A 3,434-nucleotide genomic window follows, 5' to 3' on the forward strand; every position below is an offset into this window, starting at 1 on the left:
CGGCTCGACCGCCGCGTTCGCCGCGACGCCGTCGAGCACGCCCCCGTCCGACCCTTCACAGCAGGAGACCACCCATGCGCAGACGATTCATCCCTCTCGCCGCCGTCCTGGCGTCGACCGCCGCCCTCACCGGCTGCAGCGGCTTCGGAGGAGGAGGCGGCGGTTCGGCCGACGCCGACTCGATCACCTTCACCACCTGGGCCAGCGAGTCCGAGCAGGCGGCCTTCGAGTCGCTGATCACCGACTTCGAGGCCGAGCACGAGGGGGCGAGCGTCGAGCTCAACGTCGTCCCCTACGACCAGATGTTCAGCAACATCGACGCGCAGCTGTCGTCGGGCGAGGCCCCCGACGTGTTCCGCGTCGACTACGGCAACCTCGGCGTCTACTCCAGCCAGGAGCAGCTGCTCGACCTGACCGACCGGATCGACGACTTCGACTCCTTCACGCCCGCGTTCCAGGAGGCCGTCTCCTTCGAGGGGAAGCCCTACGGCGTCCCGCACCAGACCGACGTGTCGGCGCTGCTGGTGAACACGCAGCTGCTCGCGGCGGCCGGCATCACCGACGTGCCGACCACCGCCGACGAGGCGTGGACCTGGGAGGAGTTCGCCGACGCCGCCGCGAAGCTGCGCGCGAGCCTGCCCGCCGAGCAGTACCCGTTCGTCTACAACTGGCAGCTCGGCGGCACGCCCCGCTGGCTGAGCTGGCTGTTCGAGGCCGACGGCACGCTCCTGGAGGAGGACGGCACCACTCCGGCGATCGACTCCGCCGCCGGCGCGAAGGCGCTGGACTTCACGAAGAGCTTCTTCGACAACGACTGGGTCCCGCCGACCAGCTCGGTGAAGTCCGCCACCTACGCCGACTCCTTCTTCACGGAGCAGACCGCGGCGATGGCCTTCGCCGGGTCCTTCCTCGTGCCGGACATCGACGACCTCGCCGACTTCGAGTGGACCGCCACGCCGATGCCCGTCGACGAGCGCGGCGCGACCGACCTCGGCGGCAACGCCCTCGTCGCCACGGCCGACACCGATGACCCCGAGCTCGCGACCGAGTTCCTCTCGTTCATGACGCAGGCCGACACCATGGCCGAGTTCTGCGCGGCGACGAACGAGCTGCCCACCCGGTCCGACATCGACCCCGCGTCGATCGACTTCGCGGTGCGCCCGGACGTGATGCCAGTCTTCGTCGAGCAGGCCGCGACGATCACGCCGCGCGACGTGCAGCAGCTCACCTCGCCGTTCCTCGCGAAGATCTCCGTCGCGATGCAGGACCAGCTCGAGGAGGCGTTCGTCGGCGGACGCAGCACCGAGGAGACCCTCTCCGGCCTCGACGCGGCCATCCAGCAGGCGACCAGCTGATGACCGCCACCACCCTCCGCGGCCGAGCGGGCTCCTCCGCCCGGCCGCGGTCGGCCCGCAGGCGCGAGGCCCTCGCCGGCTTCGGCTTCGTCGGCCCGAACCTGCTCCTGATGGCGCTGTTCCTGTTCGTGCCGATCCTCTGGGCGATCCAGCTCTCGTTCCAGGAGTCGCGCGGCTTCGGCACGCCCGAGTGGGTCGGCTTCGCGAACTACCTGCGGATGGGCGCCGACCCGGTGTTCTGGCAGAGCCTGGGCAACACGCTCCTCTTCACCGCGGTCACCGTGCCGCTCGAGCTCGCCGGCGGCCTCGGCCTGGCCGTGCTGCTCAACTCCGTGCTGCCCGCCCGCGGGATCTTCCGCACGGTGATCGTGCTACCCCTGGTGATCTCGGGCGTCGCCTCCGGGATGATCGCGGTCACGATCTTCAGCGAGTCCTCGGGCATCGTGAACAAGGTGCTGAGCTCGCTGGGCGCCTCGCCGGTCGCGTGGCAGTCGGACGGCTCCGCGGCGATGATCTCGGTGATGCTGACCGCGGTGTGGCTGCGGATCGGCTTCAACATGGTGATCTACCTGGCCGGCCTGCAGAGCGTCTCGCCCGAGCTCTACGAGGCCGCGCGGATCGATGGAGCGACGCGCTGGCAGCAGTTCCGCGCACTGACGGTGCCGCTGGTCGGCCCGTCCACCTTCTTCCTGCTGATCATGAACGTGATCGCCTCGTTCCAGGTCTTCGACATCGTCTTCGTGATGACGGGCGGCGGCCCCGGTTTCTCCACGTCGGTGCTCGGCACCTACGCGTACCGCAACGGCTTCCAGGTCCGCGAGCAGGGCTACGGCGCCGCGCTCGGCGTCGTCATCCTGCTGGTCTCCCTCGCCTTCACCTACCTGCAGTGGCGCACGAGCCGCACGCGCGACCTCGTCGACTAGGAGCCCTCATGTCGTCCTCCACCGTCACCACGCCCGCCGCGGTCGCCGCGGCCACCGTCCGCGAGACCCCGCGCCGGCGTCCCTCCCGCCGCGACGGCTCCCGCTCCGGACTCGTCGTCCGCCTCGTCGTCGCGATCGTCGCCTCGGCGATCGTGTTCTTCCCGCTGTACTGGATGCTCGTCATCGCCTTCTCGCCGCGCGGCGAGGTGTTCGCGCCCGGCCCGCCCCGCTTCTGGCCGAGCGAGATCTCGTTCGAGAACTTCGCGACGGTGTTCGCGCGCTTCCCCGTGGGCGAGTGGTTCGTCAACTCGATCGTGATCGGGGTGTTCGTCACGGTGTTCACCGTCGTGGTGAACCTGCTGGCCGGCTGGGGCTTCGCGCGGCTGCGCTTCCCGGGGCGGAACCTGCTGTTCCTGCTCGCACTGGCCACGATGATGATCCCGGTGCAGGCGATCATGGTCGCGCAGTTCAAGCTCGTGACCGGACTGCAGATCTACGGCACCTACTGGTCGGTGATCCTGCCCGGAGCAGCGGCGGCCTTCGGGATCTTCCTCGCCCGGCAGTTCTTCCTCTCCATCCCGGAGGAGCTGATCGAGGCGGCGCGGATCGACGGCGCCGGCCACCTGCGGGTGTTCCTGCAGATCGTGCTGCCGCTCTCGAAGCCGCTGATCGCCGTCCTGATCCTGCTGACTCTGCTCGGCAGCTGGAACGACTTCGCCTGGCCGCTGATCGCCCTGAAGGACAACGAGCTGTTCACGCTGCCGATCGGCCTGCTCTACCTCAAGGGCCAGTCGACGCCGGACTACAGCGCGAGCATGGCGCTGGCGCTGGTGTCGGTGCTGCCGATGGTGCTGCTGTTCCTGTGCTTCCAGCGCTACTTCGTGCAGGGGTTCGCGCGCAGCGGCATCCGGTGAGGTCGGGCGGCGGCACGGGCGGAGGCACGGGCGGAGGCAAGGGCGGCGTGGAGCGGTCGCCGCGGCGGGACGCTCCTGACCGGACGGGGCAGGAGAGGACGTGGACGGAGAGGACAGAGCAGGGCCGGAGAGGACGGGGCAGGAGAGTGCCGACGGACGCGGCGGGCGGCGGGCGTGGTGACGGTGGAGGACGACATGAGGGCTCCTAGTCGACGAGGTCGCGCGTGCGGCTCGTGCGCCAC

The 3,434-nt window shown here is 69.9% G+C and carries 3 protein-coding genes; all 3 read left to right on the forward strand.

Translation table 11 applies throughout. The annotated features are described in order from the left end of the window. Positions 1-74: 74 nt before the first annotated feature. From C5C74_RS16745 to C5C74_RS16755, 3 genes are read left to right on the forward strand one after another with little or no spacing between them, the layout of a single operon-like run. A complete protein-coding gene (locus tag C5C74_RS16745; protein ID WP_258064220.1) occupies positions 75-1,355 on the forward strand; it encodes a sugar ABC transporter substrate-binding protein in 1,281 nt (426 codons plus the stop codon). Continuing rightward, positions 1,355-2,278, forward strand: coding sequence for a carbohydrate ABC transporter permease (locus C5C74_RS16750; RefSeq protein WP_104239656.1), 924 nt, complete (start codon positions 1,355-1,357; stop codon positions 2,276-2,278). Before C5C74_RS16745 ends, C5C74_RS16750 begins: the two co-directional genes overlap by 1 nt. Positions 2,279-2,286: 8 nt before the next feature. Continuing rightward, positions 2,287-3,192, forward strand: a complete 906-nt coding sequence (locus C5C74_RS16755) for a carbohydrate ABC transporter permease (protein WP_104351933.1) — start codon at positions 2,287-2,289, stop codon at positions 3,190-3,192. The last annotated feature ends 242 nt before the right edge of the window (positions 3,193-3,434 follow it).

It is taken from the genome of Rathayibacter sp. AY1E8 (genome assembly GCF_002931415.1).
Classification (GTDB): domain Bacteria; phylum Actinomycetota; class Actinomycetes; order Actinomycetales; family Microbacteriaceae; genus Rathayibacter.

What these genes read in the sequence shown, in the direction of transcription:
- C5C74_RS16755 (WP_104351933.1), top strand. Translation starts at nt 2,287, where the DNA reads ATGTCGTCCTCCACCGTCACCACGCCCGCCGCGGTCGCCGCGGCCACC.
- C5C74_RS16745 (WP_258064220.1), top strand. Translation starts at nt 75, where the DNA reads ATGCGCAGACGATTCATCCCTCTCGCCGCCGTCCTGGCGTCGACCGCC.
- C5C74_RS16750 (WP_104239656.1), top strand. Translation starts at nt 1,355, where the DNA reads ATGACCGCCACCACCCTCCGCGGCCGAGCGGGCTCCTCCGCCCGGCCG.